The organism is Burkholderia sp. THE68 (genome assembly GCF_009938265.1).
In the GTDB taxonomy this organism is placed as follows: domain Bacteria; phylum Pseudomonadota; class Gammaproteobacteria; order Burkholderiales; family Burkholderiaceae; genus Caballeronia.
Window position 1 is genome coordinate 421,657 of the sequence record NZ_AP022318.1, and the last position, 15,599, is coordinate 437,255.

15 protein-coding genes are annotated in these 15,599 nt (G+C 63.0%); 13 read left to right on the forward strand and 2 right to left on the reverse strand.

Annotated features, from left to right (window positions below; translation table 11 throughout):
* Positions 1-132 precede the first annotated feature (132 nt).
* Entirely contained in the window at positions 133-1,992 is a 1,860-nt protein-coding gene (gene ilvD, locus BTHE68_RS27865; RefSeq protein ID WP_162069530.1) for a dihydroxy-acid dehydratase, read from the forward strand.
* A 124-nt stretch (positions 1,993-2,116) separates the two neighbouring features.
* Positions 2,117-3,154: an IS110 family RNA-guided transposase gene (locus tag BTHE68_RS27870; RefSeq protein ID WP_162069531.1), complete on the forward strand. Its 1,038-nt coding sequence runs from the start codon at positions 2,117-2,119 to the stop codon at positions 3,152-3,154.
* Between the two features lie 370 nt (positions 3,155-3,524).
* Here BTHE68_RS27870 and BTHE68_RS27875 read toward each other — a convergent pair whose 3' ends face one another.
* Complete coding sequence (locus BTHE68_RS27875) at positions 3,525-4,133, reverse strand: nuclear transport factor 2 family protein (RefSeq protein ID WP_162069532.1); 609 nt, start codon at positions 4,131-4,133, stop codon at positions 3,525-3,527.
* Between the two features lie 80 nt (positions 4,134-4,213).
* On the opposite strand from BTHE68_RS27875, the gene BTHE68_RS27880 reads away from it, so the two are divergent.
* Positions 4,214-4,756, forward strand: a complete 543-nt coding sequence (locus tag BTHE68_RS27880; protein WP_162069533.1) for a MarR family winged helix-turn-helix transcriptional regulator — start codon at positions 4,214-4,216, stop codon at positions 4,754-4,756.
* 20 nt (positions 4,757-4,776) lie between these two features.
* Here the strand turns inward: BTHE68_RS27880 and BTHE68_RS27885 are convergent, their stop codons facing one another.
* Positions 4,777-5,988: an IscS subfamily cysteine desulfurase gene (locus BTHE68_RS27885; RefSeq protein WP_162069534.1), complete on the reverse strand. Its 1,212-nt coding sequence runs from the start codon at positions 5,986-5,988 to the stop codon at positions 4,777-4,779.
* 271 nt (positions 5,989-6,259) lie between these two features.
* On the opposite strand from BTHE68_RS27885, the gene BTHE68_RS27890 reads away from it, so the two are divergent.
* The 10 genes from BTHE68_RS27890 to BTHE68_RS27935 are packed head-to-tail and all read left to right on the forward strand — an operon-like array spanning position 6,260 to position 15,496.
* Entirely contained in the window at positions 6,260-6,790 is a 531-nt protein-coding gene (locus tag BTHE68_RS27890; protein WP_162069535.1) for a flavin reductase family protein, read from the forward strand.
* Positions 6,791-6,821: 31 nt separating this feature from the next.
* A complete protein-coding gene (locus BTHE68_RS27895; RefSeq protein WP_162069536.1) occupies positions 6,822-8,303 on the forward strand; it encodes a 4-hydroxyphenylacetate 3-hydroxylase family protein in 1,482 nt (493 codons plus the stop codon).
* A gap of 42 nt (positions 8,304-8,345) precedes the next feature.
* Positions 8,346-8,732 (forward strand): cupin, encoded by a 387-nt coding sequence (locus tag BTHE68_RS27900; protein WP_162069537.1) that lies wholly within the window; start codon positions 8,346-8,348, stop codon positions 8,730-8,732.
* Between the two features lie 2 nt (positions 8,733-8,734).
* Entirely contained in the window at positions 8,735-10,078 is a 1,344-nt protein-coding gene (locus BTHE68_RS27905; RefSeq protein ID WP_162069538.1) for an amidase, read from the forward strand.
* A 37-nt stretch (positions 10,079-10,115) separates the two neighbouring features.
* Positions 10,116-11,342 (forward strand): ABC transporter substrate-binding protein, encoded by a 1,227-nt coding sequence (locus tag BTHE68_RS27910; RefSeq protein ID WP_162069539.1) that lies wholly within the window; start codon positions 10,116-10,118, stop codon positions 11,340-11,342.
* A gap of 12 nt (positions 11,343-11,354) precedes the next feature.
* Positions 11,355-12,044, forward strand: coding sequence for a DUF2848 domain-containing protein (locus BTHE68_RS27915; RefSeq protein WP_162069725.1), 690 nt, complete (start codon positions 11,355-11,357; stop codon positions 12,042-12,044).
* A gap of 10 nt (positions 12,045-12,054) precedes the next feature.
* Entirely contained in the window at positions 12,055-12,825 is a 771-nt protein-coding gene (locus BTHE68_RS27920; RefSeq protein ID WP_162069540.1) for an ABC transporter ATP-binding protein, read from the forward strand.
* Positions 12,806-13,570: an ABC transporter ATP-binding protein gene (locus BTHE68_RS27925; RefSeq protein WP_162069541.1), complete on the forward strand. Its 765-nt coding sequence runs from the start codon at positions 12,806-12,808 to the stop codon at positions 13,568-13,570. Before BTHE68_RS27920 ends, BTHE68_RS27925 begins: the two co-directional genes overlap by 20 nt.
* A gap of 16 nt (positions 13,571-13,586) precedes the next feature.
* Positions 13,587-14,471, forward strand: coding sequence for a branched-chain amino acid ABC transporter permease (locus BTHE68_RS27930; RefSeq protein WP_162069542.1), 885 nt, complete (start codon positions 13,587-13,589; stop codon positions 14,469-14,471).
* 8 nt (positions 14,472-14,479) lie between these two features.
* Positions 14,480-15,496 (forward strand): branched-chain amino acid ABC transporter permease, encoded by a 1,017-nt coding sequence (locus BTHE68_RS27935; RefSeq protein ID WP_162069543.1) that lies wholly within the window; start codon positions 14,480-14,482, stop codon positions 15,494-15,496.
* Positions 15,497-15,599 lie beyond the last annotated feature (103 nt).

Below are 15,599 nucleotides of genomic sequence, written 5' to 3' on the forward strand. Positions count from 1 at the left end.
CAGTTATGGGATAATCCCAAAATTCGCGCCTTCCCGACTCAAAAGCGACCCAAAAGGTCGCCGATCCCGGCGCGCAAGGGCCGTTACCCTCGTGGCCCGCTCTGACCCCGCGACATTTCAACAGCAACCACGATGCCCACATACCGTTCCAAAACCTCCACCGCCGGCCGCAACATGGCCGGGGCGCGCTCGCTCTGGCGCGCCACCGGCATGAAAGACGAAGACTTCTCGAAGCCGATCATCGCCGTCGTCAATTCGTTTACCCAGTTCGTGCCGGGACACGTGCACCTGAAGGACCTGGGCCAGCTCGTCGCGCGCGAGATCGAGGCTGCGGGCGGCGTGGCGAAGGAATTCAACACGATCGCCGTCGATGACGGCATCGCGATGGGTCACGACGGCATGCTGTATTCGCTGCCGAGCCGCGACATCATCGCGGATTCGGTCGAATACATGGTCAACGCGCACTGCGCCGACGCCATGGTCTGCATCTCGAACTGCGACAAGATCACGCCCGGCATGCTGATGGCCGCGATGCGCCTGAACATCCCCGTGATCTTCGTGTCCGGCGGTCCGATGGAAGCGGGCAAGACGCGCCTCGCCAATCCGAAGACCAAGGCGATCGAACTGAAGAAGCTCGATCTCGTCGATGCGATGGTGATCGCCGCCGATGCGTCCTACTCCGACGCCGAAGTGGCCGAAGTGGAACGCTCCGCGTGCCCGACCTGCGGCTCGTGCTCGGGCATGTTCACGGCCAACTCGATGAACTGCCTCACCGAAGCGCTCGGCCTTTCGCTGCCCGGCAACGGCACCGTCGTCGCGACGCACGGCGACCGCGAGCAGCTGTTCAAGCGCGCGGGACGCGGCATCGTCGAGCTGGCGCGCCGTTACTACGAGCAGGAAGAGGCGCGCGTGCTGCCGCGCTCGGTCGGCTTCAAGGCGTTCGAAAATGCGATGACGCTCGACATTGCGATGGGCGGCTCGACCAACACGATCCTGCACCTGCTGGCCATCGCGCGCGAAGCCGAGATCGACTTCTCGATGACGGACATCGATCGCCTGTCGCGCACCGTGCCGCAGTTGTGCAAGGTCGCGCCGAACACGAACAAGTATCACATCGAGGACGTGCATCGCGCGGGCGGCATCATGGCGATCCTGGGCGAACTGGATCGCGCGGGCAAGCTGCATACCGACGTGCCGACCGTGCACGCGCCGACGCTCAAGGACGCGCTCGATCAGTGGGACGTCAAGCGCACCGAGGACGCAGCGGTGCGGACCTTCTACATGGCCGGCCCCGCGGGTATTCCGACGCAAACGGCGTTCAGCCAGAACACGCGCTGGCCGAGCCTCGACACGGACCGTGCGGAAGGCTGCATCCGTTCGTACGAGCATGCGTTTTCGAAGGAAGGCGGTCTCGCGGTGCTGCGGGGCAATATCGCGCTGGATGGCTGCGTCGTGAAGACCGCGGGCGTCGATGAAAGCATCCTCGTGTTCGAAGGCACGGCGCATGTCACGGAATCGCAGGATGAGGCCGTCGAGAACATTCTCAACGACAAGGTCAAGGCTGGCGATGTCGTCATCGTCCGTTATGAAGGTCCGAAGGGCGGCCCCGGCATGCAGGAAATGCTGTACCCGACGAGCTATATCAAGTCGAAGGGTCTCGGCAAGGCGTGCGCGCTCCTGACCGACGGACGTTTTTCGGGCGGTACCTCGGGCCTGTCGATCGGCCATTGTTCGCCCGAAGCGGCGGCGGGCGGCGCGATCGGTCTCGTGCGCGATGGCGACAAGATTCGTATCGACATTCCCAATCGCACGATCGACGTGCTGCTGTCGGATGAAGAACTCGCGCGTCGTCGCGAGGAGCAGAATGCGAAGGGCTGGAAGCCTGTGAAGGCGCGTCCGCGTAAGGTGTCGGCGGCGCTGAAGGCGTATGCGAAGCTGGTGATGTCGGCGGACAAGGGCGCGGTGAGGGATTTGTCGTTGCTTGATGACTGACGGGGCGTTAGCCGCAGGTGTCGAAAGCCGCTCCCTGGAGCGGCTTTAATGAGATGGTCAGCCTGACCGAAATGGCCCGATCGGCTTACGCTAATCGGGCCATCTCGTTTTTCCGGAGGCCGTCATGATCAACGCGACGCTCATCGGTATTGATCTGGGCAAGCATTGCTTCTTCGCGCATGCGCATGCGCATGCGCAGGACGCACGCGGCACGCAGATTTGGCGCAAGAAGATGACGCGCAAGCAGCTCTACGCATGTTTGGCTACGTGTCCCGCCGCTGTTTTAGCGATGGAAGCTTGCGCTGGCGCGCATTGGCTGGGGCGCAAAGGTCAGTCGTATGGGCATCAGGTTCGCTTGATTGCGTCGCAGTTTGTCCGGCCGTTCGTTAAGGGCAACAAGACTGACTTCGCCGACGCAGAAGCGATTTGTGAAGCCGCCTCTCGGTCCACTATGCGCTTTGTCGCCGTCAAGACAGCCGAACAGCAGACGCTGCTCGCGCTAGATCGGGTGCGCGAATCACTTGTGCGCGAACGCAAGGCAACCAGTAATCAGATTCATGCGTTCCTGCTCGAATTCGGCATCGATCTGCCAATCGGCGCGCTGGCCACCACGCGCTTGCCGGTGCTTCTGGATGAGCCTAGGCATGCATTGCCGCCCACGATGGTGGCCTTGTTGCTGCGCTTGCATCAGCGCTACGCAAGGTGGAGTCAGGAAATCGTCGAGCTTGAGACGCAAATCAAGCAGCAGACGCTCGAAGATGAAGCCGGCCAGCGCCTGCTCACGATTCCGGGAATCGGTCCTGTCACCACCAGCAGCTTGCTGGCCATGGCCGGCGACGCGCGTGCATTCAAGTGTGGTCGTGACTTCGCTGCTTCCTTAGGACTGGTGCCGCGCCAGCATTTGACCTGTGGCCAAGCGACCCTCCTAGGGATTTCGAAGCGCGGCAACAAGCAGTTGCGCAGCCTGCTGGTCCAAGGCGCACGCGCGGTGATGCGGTTTGCCGAGCGGCGAACGGACGCGCTCGGTCGCTGGCTACGAGCCCTGCTGCGTCGCCGTCACAGCAATGTCGTCGCCTGCGCACTTGCCAACAAAATGGCCAGAATCGTTTGGGCGATTCTGGCCAAAGGTGGCGAGTACCGGGCGCAACCGGCTATCGCTTGAACAGCTTGCCCGCCTGCTTTTGCGACCACTGACCTGTGATGAAGACAAACGGCTCACGGCCCAATTGAAAACCCGACATAAAATCCAGTCGTGCAGACTGAGGGGTTTTTGAGGATAGTTGGGTGCGGCTTCTCATCGAGGGCCGGGCGCTCCGATCCGCGCCCATTTCGAGCGGGATACATTTGCGCAAGCCCTTCTATCTTAGGTCACAGATCGAGGTTGCAGAAATCAGGCTGATCATACATTTTTACGAGTTCTTCGCGGATTCCAGAAGACCGCTTGTGGATACGCTGTAGTCAGCCATGAGCCGCGAATCAAGATCCGCTGGGTAACGCTGTTCGTCAGTCTGCTTCACGTCTGAGACCGGTCGTCAGCTCATGGGCTTTTCGATGTTCCCAGTCCCCGAGACCGGCTCGCCGCGAATGCGGGTCGTTGGTCCAATTCCCGCGAACAACGCCGACGAGTCCATTCGCGCCAACAGTTCCGTCGGCGTCAGCCACGGATAGCTCAGCGTGTCCTGCAAGGACCGAAGCGTGGCCGAGCCCGGATCGTCGATCGTATCCATGCGCTCGATGGCGATGTGCAGCCCGACGATTCTGTCGGACCCATCGCCCATGCGCGCGATGCGCCACCGATATTCGCCTCGTCCAAGCCGCAGCGCGCCGTTGTCCTTCTGTCGCATCGCGACGAGCCAGGGCATCGTGCAGATGCCGTCGGCATCCACTTGCGGCGCGGCACAGACGTAATAAGTCCGGCAACTTTCGAACCGCTCGCCGAAGTCGGCGACCAGCGTCCTGGCGATCGCCGCTGCGCCGGTCACGCTGCGGGGAAAATCGATTGCGTCAGTCGCAATGTCGAACGTCAGTTCGGCGTCGACAGCGAAGCAGTCCAGGATCATTTCGGGCCGGTTCCGATCCTTCGCGCGGACGTAACATTCGAGCAACGACCGGGCAGAAGAGGCCGATATCGCAGGGTTCATGGCTAAAATCTCCTTTTCAAGCTTTGACGTATAATTATCTTACAAAGGTAAATGGATTAGCATCCGGGAGTTTGAGTGTCATGCCGAAGCAGAACGACGAATCCGCTCTGACGATTACCAATCCAGCGTGTCTCGTCGACGGGGCGGACACGGAATTCCGCCATCTGATCAACGGTCTCCTGCCGTTCGCTGCCCGGCTTCTGTCCGTGCGCGACGGCTTCGGAACGCTCATCGGCCTGACCGGCATCCAGTATTCGCTGCTCGTTTCCGTCGCGCATCTTTCGCACGGCGAGGCGGTGACGGTGAACCGGCTGGCGGATCATCTCCATCTGAGTGGCGCGTTCGTCACGATCGAAACGGGCAAGCTCAAGAAGCTTGGCTTCATCGATAAACGCTCGGACCCCGACGACAAACGCAAGCTGCGTCTCACGGTGACATCGGCCGGGACGAAGCTGCTTCGCGAACTGGCCGCGACGCAGCAGCGCATCAACAACGTGCTGTTCGAAGGCGTGACGAAGACCGAGTTCAAGGCGCTGTGCTCGGTCGTCGACCGGCTTGTCGCCAATGGCGATCGCGCGACGCTCGATCTCTCGCATCTGATCGCGCGGCAGGAAAAGTCGTGACAGCGCCGCGGCCAGCATGATCAGTGCTCGGCCCACTGGATCGTGTTCAGGTCGACGCCTTCCAGATGCATGTCCCACAACGGGCTCAGCGCGCGCAGCCTGATCACGGTCTCCTGAACCTGGCGGATCACTTCGTCAACTTCCGCCTCGGTCGTGAAGCGGCCGAGCGTGAAGCGGATCGAGCTGTGCGCCAGTTCATCGCTGCGGCCGAGCGCGCGCAACACGTATGAGGGTTCCAGCGACGCCGACGTGCACGCCGACCCCGACGACACCGCGACACCCTTGATGCCCATGATGAGCGATTCGCCTTCGACGAAGGCGAAGCTGACGTTCAGATTGTGCGCGATGCGCTGCGTCATGTCGCCGTTGACGTAGACCTCATCCAGCTCCATGAGGCCCGCGAGCAGCCGGTCGCGCAACGCACCGACTCGCCGGTTTTCCACTTCCATCTCTTCCTTCGCGAGCCGGAACGCTTCACCCATGCCAACGATCTGATGCGTCGGCAGCGTGCCCGAGCGCATGCCGCGTTCGTGACCGCCGCCGTGCATCTGCGCTTCGATCCGCACGCGCGGCTTGCGCCGAACATACAGCGCGCCGATACCTTTCGGACCGTAGACCTTGTGCGCGGTGACCGTCAGCAGATCGACGTCGAGCGCGCCGACATCGATGGTAATCTTGCCTGCCGCCTGCACTGCGTCGCAATGAAACACGATGCCTTTTTCTCGGCACATCGCGCCGATTTCGGCGATCGGCTGCACCACGCCGGTTTCGTTGTTGACCATCATGACGGACACGAGGACCGTGTCGGCGCGTAGCGCTGCGCGCACCGTGGCGACGTCGAGCAATCCGTCGTGTCCCACGTCCAGATACGTGACGTCGATCCCTTGCCGCTCCAGCTCGCGGCACGTATCCAGCACCGCCTTGTGCTCTGTCTTCACCGTGACGATGTGACGGCCCCGCGCCTTGTAGAAGTTCACCGCACCCTTGATCGCGAGATTGTTCCCTTCGGTCGCGCCTGACGTCCAGACGATTTCGCGCGGGTCCGCATGCAGCAGAGCGGCCACATGGCGGCGCGCTGCTCCCACCGCTTCTTCCGCTTCCCAGCCGTAACCGTGGCTGCGCGATGCCGGATTGCCGAAGCGCTCGTAAAGGTACGGAACCATTTTTTCGACCACGCGCGGATCGACGGGCGTCGTTGCGCTGTAGTCCATGTAGATGGGGCGTGAGTTCATCGTTCGTTCTCCAGTGCAGTGCCTTCTTCAACGCGAGGCGTCGCGTAGCGCAAGTTGGCCGCAGTGTAGCCCGGACACTTGCGTGCTCTGGCCAACACCCATTCTCCGGGTAGGGTTGTCTTTCATACAAAGCTTTTTTAACGAGGGTAAACGATAGCTTGAACGACGCCGATTGTTGTCATTTAATAAAAGCTATGTAACAAAGCTAAAAAACAATGATTGATGTGCCCCGAAGAGGCGTCGCCGGCGGCGCGGCGCGAAGGAGAACGAGATGAGTGATTGCATCGTACGGCAGAGCGGCGATCCGGAAGTGCAGCGTCAGTTTCGGTCCGCGTTGTCCATGTTCGCGACGGGTGTCGCGGTCATCACGGCGCCGAGGCGCGAAGGAGCGCCGATCGGCATGACGGTCGCGTCGTTCAATTCGGTGTCGCTCGATCCGCCGCTGATTCTGTTTTCGGTGGACCGGCGCAGCCTCAGCCTCGCCGATCTGTGCGTGGCCGGCAGCTACGCGGTCAACGTGCTCGAAGAATCGCAGCAAGACATGTCGAACCGTTTCGCGAGGGCCAGCGGCGACAAATGGGGCTGGCGCGATGCGGCAAACGAGCCGGGCGACGAACCGGTCCTGCTTCCCGACACCCTCGCAACCTTCGAATGCGAGCCCTACGCGCAATACGACGGCGGTGACCACGTGATCTTCGTCGGCCGCGTGACGCGTCATCGCATGCGCTCGCAAGGGCGTCCGCTTATTTTCTTCGGCGGCCGCTATCACACGCTCAACGGCGTACACGCAGCGTCGGCCTGAAACGGCGGACGAATTCATCCTGGAGAACACCATGATCAAGAACGGCACTCAACACATCGCGTCATTGCGCGACGGACGTCAGGTTTATCTCGACGGCAAGGCAGTCGGCGATGTCACCGCGCACCCCGCATTCCGCAATTCGATTCGCAGCTATGCGAACCTTTACGACTATCAGGCGCGCCCGGAAAACGTCGAGAAGATGACTTTCGTTTCGCCGGATTCGGGCAATCGCGTGAGCCGCATCTGGGAACTGCCGACGTCGTATGAGCAACTGGTCGAGCGCCGCTCCGCGCTCGAAGCGTGGACAGAACTGCACTTCGGATTCATGGGCCGCTCGCCGGATCACGTCGCGTCGTGCATCTCGGGCATGGTCATGGGCATCGATCTGTTCGAGCAATACGACCCGGCACGTGCCGGCGCGCTGCGCGACTACTACAAGTATGCCCGCGACAACGATCTCTTCCTGACCTACGTGATCGTCAATCCGCAGGCGAATCAGTCGAAGTCGGCGCATGAGCAGGAGGACAAATATCTCGCGGTGGGCATCGTCGATCAGGACGCGGAAGGCATCACGGTGCGAGGCGCGAAGATGCTCGCGACGAGCGGCATCATGGCGAACGAAGTCTTCTGCAGTTGCATTCAGCCGCTGCGTGAAGGCGACGAGATGTACGCGCTGTCGTTCGCGATTCCGATGAACGCGAAGGGCATGAAGGTGATGTCGCGCAAGTCGTACGAGGAACACGCGCAATCGGTTTTCGACAACCCGCTGTCGAGCCGCTATGACGAGAACGACGCTGTGCTGTACTTCGACGACGTCAAGGTGCCGTGGGAGCGGATCTTCGTCGCCGGCGATGTGTCGATGTGCGCAAAGCAGTTTCATGTGACACCAGCGCACGTCTACCAGAACTATCAATGTCAGGTGCGCCTGATGACGAAGCTGCGTTTTCTCGTCGGGCTCGGTCTCAGGATTTCGGAAATCAACGGCACGAATGCGGTTCCGCAAGTGCGCGAGACGCTGGGGCAGCTCGCATCGGAAGCGTCGATGGTCGAGGCGTATGTATACGGCATGGAAGCGAAAGGCAGTGTCGTCAACGGTTACTACGTGCCCGACCGAAACATGCTGTACAGCTCGCAAGTGCTTACGCAGCAGCTCTATTCGAAGATCCTCACCACGCTGCGCGAACTCGCGGGCGGCGGAATGATCATGCTGCCGTCGAGCGTGCACGACTTCGAGAACCCGGACCTCGCACGCATCATCGAGAAGACGCAGAAGTCGCCCATCTGCAGCGCGGAGGAACGCGTGAAGTTCTTCAAGCTCGCGTGGGACGCGGTCGGCTCGGAGTTCGCCTCGCGTCACAACCAATACGAGTTGTTCTATGCGGGCGCGTCCTTCGTGACCAAGGGTCATGCGTATCGCAGCTACGACTGGCGCCGTGCCACCGGTCTCGTCGACACCATGTTGTCCAGCTATTCGCTCGATTCGGAACTGGCGAAGACGCGCCAGGCCGCCTGAGAACGACTCAACGCAATCAACGCTTCCCCAAAGGAGAACCACATGGCAATCAACAAACTTCACGATGAGTTCCACGGACTCGACATGGCCGACGGCTGGCAGTTGCCGGAAGGTTATGCGCCCGGTTCCGGCGCACAGGAGCTGATCCTTTCCGGCGCGCTCGACACCGACAACAAGTGCGGCAGCCGCACGCGATTGCTGCGCCTTCCCGCCGGGATGTACACGACGAAGCCCTTCGTCCACGACTACTGGGAGGAAGTATTTCTCGTCGAGGGCGATCTGACGGTCGGCAATGACGAGAGAGGCGAGGGCGGCAAGCCCTTCGAAGGATACACGTACGCGGTGCGTCCGCCGGGCGCGTGGCATGGCCCGTTCAGGTCGAACGGCGGCTGCGTGCTGCTCGAAGTGCACTACTACGATCCGGCCTGATCATGTTGCCCGCTCTCGATTCATTGCGTGCCCAACTCGTCGATGGCCGTATCGATGCCGCGTCGCTTCTCGCGTCGTGCATCGAACGAATCGGCGGTGAGTCGGGCGAAGGAAAGCGCGTGTTTCCGCACGGCGCGAGTGCCGCAGCACCAGTCCAGGCGAAGGCGAGCGATGCACTGCGTCGCCATGGTGTCGCGGGTCCGCTCTCGGGCATTCCAATCTCGGTGAAGGATCTGTTCGACGTGCAGGGCGAAATCACGCGCGCCGGCAGCCGGGTCCTTCCCGAGCGGGCCGCCACGCGCGACGCCGTCGCGATCGGCAGATTGCGTGCGGCGGGCGCGGTGTTCGTCGGGCGCACCAACATGACCGAGTTCGCGTACTCGGGACTCGGCATCAATCCGCATTACGGGACGCCCGCGAATCCGTTCGACCGGCGCGCCGGGCGGATTCCCGGCGGATCGTCGTCGGGCGCGGCGGTGTCGGTAACCGATGGCATGGCCGCTGCCGCGATCGGCTCGGATACGGGCGGCTCGTGCCGAATTCCCGCCGCGTTGTGCGGCCTCGCGGGCTTCAAGCCGACAGCCGCGCGCAACCCGCTCGCAGGCGCGGTGCCGTTGTCGTCGAGCTATGACTCGATCGGGTCCATGGCGCCCAGCGTCGCGTGCTGCGCCGCGCTCGATTCGATCATGGCGGGCCATACGGAACCCGCCGACATCCTGCCGCTGCCGCTGAGCGGTCTGCGGCTCGCGATACCAAAGGACATCGTGCTCGATGACCTGGACGCACACGTCGCCGCCACGTTCGAGCGCGCGATTGCACGTCTGACGGCGGCGGGTGTGATCGTGCGCGAAGTCTCGTTCGACAGCTGGCAGCACCTCGCGACGATCGGCCAGCATGGCGGCCTCGTCGCGGCCGAAGCATGGGCGTGGCACGTCGGATTGATCAAGCGTCATGCCGACGCGTACGACTCGCGCGTGATCGCCCGCATCCGGCTCGGTAGCGAGCACAGCACGGCCGAATACCTGCGCAATCTGATGTTGCGTGCGCAGCTATGCCGTCAGGCCGACGAAGAGTTGCGTCCCTTCGACGCCATCGTCTGCCCGACGGTGCCGATAGTCGCGCCGCGCATCGCGGACCTCGACGAGGAACCCGCGTACACGTCGACGAATCGCTTGCTGCTGCGCAATCCGTCGATCGCCAACATGCTCGATCTGTGCGCGCTGTCGATTCCGTGTCACGCGAACGGGGACGCACCCGTGGGACTGATGTTGATGGGCAGGCACATGAGCGATCGCCAGTTGCTCGCGATGGGTATCGGTGTCGAGTCAGTCGCGCGTCCGCAATGACGCGGCGTGCTTCAAGAATACATATCAGGAGACTTCCATGTACAGACAACTCGCGTGCACCGCGGCGTGCGCCGCCGTTGCGATGACGGCGAACGCGGCAGGCATCAGCGACGGCGTGGTGAAGATCGGCGTGCTCACCGACATGTCGTCGATCTTTTCCGATATCGGCGGCAAGGGCTCGGTCGTGGCGGCGCAGATGGCCGTCGACGATTTCGGCGGCAAGGTGCTCGGCGCGCCGGTCAAGGTGATCAGCGCGGATCACCAGAACAAGACCGATGTCGCTGCGACCGTCGCGCGGGAATGGTTCGATAATCAGCAGGTCGACATGGTGCAGGACCTGTTGCCGTCGTCCGTCGCGCTTGCGGTGTCGAACGTGGCGAAGGAGAAACACAGGATCGCGATCGCGAGCGGCGCGGGCACGACCAAGCTCAGCAACGAGGCGTGTTCGCCATACACGATCCAGTATTCGTACGACACCTACGCGCTGACCACGAGCCTCGTCAAGGCGATGGCGCGCGCCGGAGACGATTCGTGGTACTTCCTGACCGTCGACTATGCGCTTGGCGCTTCGCTGAAGAGCGATTCCGCGGCGGCGTTGAACGCGACGGGCGGCAAGGTGCTTGGCGAGTCGAAGCATCCGATGCATGCCGCGGACCTGTCATCGAATCTGCTGCAGGCGCAGGCCTCGCACGCGAAGGTGATCGGCCTCGCCAACGCGGGCGCCGATACCGTCAACGCGATCAAGACCGCGCGTGAATTCGGCATCAACGCGCCGGGCAAGCAGAAGATCGCGGGCCTGCAGATGTTCATCAGCGATGTTCACAGTCTCGGCCTCAAGTCCGCGCAGGGCATGATGCTGACGACGCCGTTCTACTGGGACCGCGACGATGCGAGCCGCGCATGGTCGCAGCGCTTCTACGCGAAGACAGGCCGCATGCCGACCTTCATCCAGGCGGGCGTCTATTCATCGACGTTGCATTACCTGAAGGCCGTGCAGGCGAGCGGCACCGATGCCTCCGACGCCGTGCTCGCGCAGATGCGCAAGACGCCCGTCAACGACTTCTTCGCGACCAATGGCGTGATCCGCGCGGATGGGCTGATGGTGCACGACATGTACATCGCCGAGGTCAAGAGCCCGGAGCAATCGAAGAAGCCTTGGGATTACTACGCGATCAGGCAGACCATTTCGGCGCAGGACGCTTATGCGCCGCTCGGCGCGAGCCGATGCCCGCTGGTCGGCGGCAAAGTCGCTGCATCGAAATAAACGGAGCCAATGATGAAAGCCATCACATTCAACATCGAAACGCGCGACGGCAGTCTCGAGCGCGCCATTTCAATCGACACGCTCGTCATCGCGGGCTGGACCGGACGCGACACCGAAGCGATGGAGAAGCACATTCGCGAACTCGAAGAACTGGGCATCAAACGGCCCGCCTATACGCCGGTGTTTTATCGCGTGGCGGCCGATCGCCTCGGGCCGGCATCGACGATGCAGGTCTCGGGCGAGCAGAGCAGCGGCGAAGCGGAATTCGTGCTGCTGAAGGACGGCGGCGAAGTGTTTGTCGGCGTTGCTTCGGATCACACGGATCGGCAGGTCGAGGCCTATGGCATCACCGTGTCGAAGCAGATGTGCGACAAGCCGTGCTCAGGCACGCTCTGGCGCCTGAGCGACGTGGCGGATCACTGGGATGCGTTGCTGCTGCGTTCGTACGCGACGATCGACGGTGAGCGCGTGCTCTATCAGGACGGCAAGGTGACCGCGATGCGCTCGCCGCAGGACCTGCTCGATCAGTTCGCGCAACGCGGCGGCGAGTTCGCCGATGGAACCGCGATGCTCTGCGGGACGCTTGCCGCGATCGGCGGGATTCGCTCGGCGCAGCGCTTCGAGACAGTGCTCGAAGACCCGGTGCTCGGGCGCACGCTGCGGCACGCATATGCGATCGAGACGCTGCCGGTAATGGGCTGAGGAGGGCGCGATGACGCATGCAGACATGATTCTGGAGACGAAGGGTTTAACCAGGCAGTTCAACGGCTTCACGGCCGTCAAGGGCATCGATCTTCGCGTGCGGCGAGGCGCGATACACGCGCTGATCGGGCCGAACGGGGCGGGCAAGACCACGTGCTTCAACCTGCTGACGAAGTTCCTGACGCCGACTTCGGGCCAGATCTTTTTCGACGGCCGCGAGATCACGCGCGCGGCGCCCGCGGCGATCGCCCGCAAAGGCGTGATCCGCTCGTTCCAGATCTCGGCTGTGTTTCCTCATCTGACGCCCGTCGAGAACGTGACCATCGCTTTGCAGCGGCCGCTCGGCGTGTCGTTTTGTTTCTGGAAGAGCAGCGTGATGCTGACGCGCCTGCGGGAACGCGCACTCGATCTGCTCGGCGAGGTCGGCCTCGCTGCATACGCTGATGTGAAGACCGTCGAGTTGTCATACGGCCATAAGCGCGCACTCGAAATCGCCACGACACTCGCGATGGATCCCGTGCTGATGCTGCTCGACGAGCCGACGCAGGGCATGGGACACGAGGACGTCGACCGCGTGACTGCGCTCATCAAGAAGGTATCGAGCGGAAGGACGATCCTGATGGTCGAGCACAACATGAAGATGGTCTCGAGCATCGCGGACACGATCACGGTGCTTCAGCGCGGCGAGATTCTGGCGGAAGGCGATTACGCCGCCGTCTCCGCGAACCCGCAAGTGAAGGAAGCGTACATGGGGACCGACAATGAATCGCTCGCACATTGAAGCGCCGGATGATGGCGGCATCGACACCGTGACGTGCGAGGACGCGTTGCGTGTCACGGGCCTCGAAGCGTGGTACGGCGAATCGCACATCCTGCATGGCGTGGACCTGCGTGCGGCACGCGGGGAAGTGGTCACGCTGCTCGGACGCAACGGCTCGGGCCGAAGCACGACGCTGAAGGCGATCATGGGCTTGACCGATCTGCGCAGCGGCTCGATCCGTATCGATGGCCGCGAGACGATCGGCCGCGAGCCGCAGCACGTCGCGCGCCTCGGCGTCGGCTATTGCCCGGAGGAGAGGGGCATCTTCGCAGGACTGTCGTGCGAGGAGAATCTGTTGCTGCCGCCGCGTCTGCCGAATGCTAAGCGCACGCCGATGCCGCTCGAAGAAATCTATGCGATGTTCCCGAATCTGGCCGAGCGTCGCACGAGCCAGGGCACGCGTCTGTCGGGCGGTGAGCAGCAGATGCTCGCGATCGCGCGCATTCTGCGCACCGGCGCCGGCATCCTTCTGCTCGATGAAATCTCCGAAGGGCTCGCGCCGGTGATCGTGCAGACGCTCGCGCGCGTCATCAGGCTGCTGAAGTCGCGGGGCTTCACGATTCTGCTCGTCGAGCAGAACTTTCGCTTTGCTGCGCCGCTCGCCGATCGCTTCTACGTGATGGAGCACGGACGCATCGTCGATGCCTTCGAGGCGGCGCGTCTTCCCGAAAAAGCGGCCACGCTGCAAGCGCTGCTCAATATCTGACCGGAGCGAAAACGTCATGGAAATCCTGGGTATGCCGCTGCAGGCGGCATCTGGCCAACTCGTGCTCGGACTGATGAACGGTTGCTTCTATGCCGTGCTGAGTCTCGGCCTGTCTCTCATCTTCGGCCTCTTGAATGTGATCAATTTCACGCACGGCGCGTTCTTCATGCTGGGCGCGCTGTTCGCATGGATGGGCACGAACTATTTCGGCTTCGATTACTGGCTGATGCTGGTCATCGCGCCGCTGTCGGTGGGCGCGGTCGGCGTGGCGGTCGAGCGTTCGATGCTGCGGCGTCTTTACAAGCTCGATCATCTTTACGGGCTGTTGCTCACGCTCGGCGTAACACTGATCTTCGAGGGACTGTCGCGTTCCGTCTACGGCGTCTCGGGAATGTCGTTCGCCGCGCCCGACAGTCTGGCGCGCGCCGTCGATCTCGGCTTCATGATGCTTCCCGCGTATCGCGCATGGGTCGTCGTCGCATCGCTCGCCGTATGCGGGACGGCGTGGTGGGCGATCGAGCGCACGCAACTCGGCGCGCTGCTGCGCGCGGCGACCGAGAATCCGCGTCTCGTCGCTGCGTTCGGCGTCGACGTGCCGCGCATGGTGTCGCTGAGCTACGGCTTCGGCGTCGCCATCGCCGCATTCGCGGGCGTGCTCGCGGCGCCGGTCATGCAGGTGTCGCCGCTGATGGGACAGAGCGTGATCATCACCGTGTTCGCGATCGTCGTGATCGGCGGGATGGGCTCGATCGCCGGATCGGTGCTGACGAGTCTCGCGCTCGGCGTCCTCGAAAGCCTGACGAAGCTGTTCTATCCGGAGGCGTCGGCGACGGTGGTGTTCGCCGTCATGGCGCTGGTTCTGCTCGTGCGTCCCGCCGGGCTGTTCGGTCAATCGAAATGAGGTGTCTCATGCATAACCGCTTCGCATTCGTCGTCGGCTTGGCCGTTCTCGCCGCCGCGCCATGGCTCGGCGCCTATCCGGTCTTCATGATGAAGCTCATGTGCTTCGCGTTGTTCGCCACGTCGCTGAACCTGCTGCTCGGCTATGTCGGCCTGCTGTCGTTCGGTCATGCGGCATTCTTTGGCGTCGCGGCCTACGTCGCGGGCAGCGCGTTGCGCGATCACGGCGTGCCGCCCGAAGGCGCGTTGCTGCTCGGTGCGGTCGTCGGGGCCGCGCTCGGCCTGGTGATGGGTCTGCTCGCGATTCGGCGCAAGGGCATCTACTTTGCGATGGCCACGCTCGCGCTCGCGCAGATGATCTATTTCTTCTGCGTTCAGGCGCCGTTCACGGGCGGCGAGGACGGCATGCAGGGTGTGCCGCGCGGGCGCCTGTTCGGCGTGCTTCCGCTCGACGACGACCTCACGCTCTACTACGTCGTGCTCGCCATCGGTGCGATGGCGTTCGCGTTCATCGGCCGCGTGATCGATTCGCCGTTTGGCCGGATCCTCGGCGCGCTGAAGGAGAACGAGGCGCGCACGGTGTCGCTCGGCTACGACGTCGATCGTTTCAAGCTGCTGGCGTTCGTCATATCGGCTGCATGTGCGGGTCTCGCGGGCGCGATGAAGACGCTCGTGCTCGGCTTCGCCACGCTGTCCGACGTGCACTGGACCATGTCGGGCACCGTGATCCTCATGACCCTGCTGGGCGGTCTCGGCACGCGGCTGGGTCCGGCGCTCGGCGCGGTGATCGTCGTCGGGCTCGAAACGAGGCTCGCCGCGTTCGGCACGTGGCTCGCGGAATTCACGCGCATCGCGTGGTTTCAGGGGCTGGGTGAATCGGTCGGCATCGTGACCGGGGTGATGTTCGTCGCCTGCGTGCTGCTGTTCCGGCGCGGGATCGTCGGGGAGATTGCGCAGTGGCTCGGGCGTCGGGAGCGGACTCGAGCGCCTCTTTCCGGGCACATGATGCAGAGCGACGCCAGCTGAGCGCGGAGGGCGGACTCACACGGACATTCGAGCGCCGCGTTTGGCGAACAGCGGCCATCCGGTTAGCGCGGTGCTTCACCTATGCGATAGATTCGACGTACCG